The 1,454-nt window shown below is 26.5% G+C and carries 1 protein-coding gene and 1 pseudogene; both read right to left on the bottom strand.

What is annotated here, in order from left to right; translation table 11 throughout:
- Positions 1 to 767: 767 nt before the first annotated feature.
- Positions 768 to 1,025: pseudogene (locus KA909_RS13875) on the bottom strand (M23 family metallopeptidase); the annotation flags it as partial.
- Between the two features lie 33 nt (positions 1,026 to 1,058).
- Positions 1,059 to 1,340, bottom strand: coding sequence for a hypothetical protein (locus tag KA909_RS11620; RefSeq protein ID WP_193839575.1), 282 nt, complete (start codon positions 1,338 to 1,340; stop codon positions 1,059 to 1,061).
- Between the last annotated feature and the right edge of the window lie 114 nt (positions 1,341 to 1,454).

The raw sequence follows: 1,454 nt of genomic DNA, 5'->3' as shown, positions 1-1,454 counted from the left end.
TCAGTTCAGTCAACTACTGCGAATTTGATAAATAGCATTACTATATAATTTATGTCCCAGACTGATTGATTATAGAGCCACTAAAAAAGATCAATTATCTTATTAATGTTATATGTTATTTTTTATTCATCTTTTATTTTTTTAATGACCAATGATACTGTTTGCAATTATCGAAGTTACTAGTAAAAAGAAAATAATAGATGATTATAGACAATAAAAATTTTTCTGATTCTTGTTTATATATTCTTTACTCACTTTTTTATCAGTACCTTCTAGCAATATATCATTTAATGGAAAGCTAAATTCTGAATACAAACACTTAAATATTTCTGTACTATAGCTTATAATACTACTCAAAGTTCCCCATTTTTTTAATATAAGTGTTTTGCCCCCCCTATTAACCAGTGTTATAATTTTGTTAACGAAAACGATTAACAAAATAATGCACCTTCTCTCTACGTCTACATTTGACGCCTGAGAGATAGGCGGCCTATATTATTTATATCATCTGTTATGTATGAGTGACAGATAACTTCTGATAAGTCATTTTATGTTAATTTATCTGATAAAATATTCTCTCATATATTTAAAATACCAAAGATTCGTAAATTGATAATTTCTAAAATTTTATTTTTTATTTTTATCCCTTTTTTCTTTTAATTTCGCTAAATATTTCGAAGTCTCATCCGTAAAAGTAGATACAATAGCAACGATTACATCTATTATTTTAATTAAAATTTCCACTGCTTAGTACTCCCTTTTAATTTTTATATACTATCTCCTTTTATAGGTGATCTTCCATTAGAAAATTCAATTTTTAAAGAAACATATTCGTCTATTTTAGATGAGTTCATAACTTGAAAATGTAAATGTGGCTCGGAAGAGTTACCAGAATTTCCACATTTACCTATCAAATCTCCTTGGTGTACCTTTTCACCGATTAAAACGTTTATACTAGAGTATTCTAAATGAGCTAAGAGGCTATATTCATTGTGTTTAAGTGATATTAAAACGTAATTTTCAAGTAAATTATTATCTTTTTGTGAGTCACTATCAGGTTATTTATTCTCTATATCTATTATGATGCCATCTTGTGGGGCTATAATATCTTCACTAAAACAATAATAATCCTTATTAATATAGCCAAAATTTTTAAAACTCATATTATTTTTTCTAATAATTAAATCATAAGCATACCTTTGTGATTCATTTGGATAATGATAATTAAATAATTCATTATCTCCACCCCAAAATACTTCCCAGCAACTATTTACAGGCATTATATATTTGTTTAAAGTAATTTTATTTTTGTCTGGATATTTAATTATCTGATCTATCAAAGATACCCTCGCATAGCCAACAATCAGTGACTTTTACCCCATAATTAATATACACCCTAATCATACATCTAAGATGGTATAAAATTAATAACGCTGTCACTTTATTCGATATAT

The organism is Staphylococcus sp. GDX8P54P (genome assembly GCF_017893165.1).
Classification (GTDB): Bacteria; Bacillota; Bacilli; order Staphylococcales; family Staphylococcaceae; genus Staphylococcus; species Staphylococcus borealis.
Note: the sequence above shows the minus strand (reverse complement) of the source record. Positions and strands in the feature narration are given on the sequence as shown.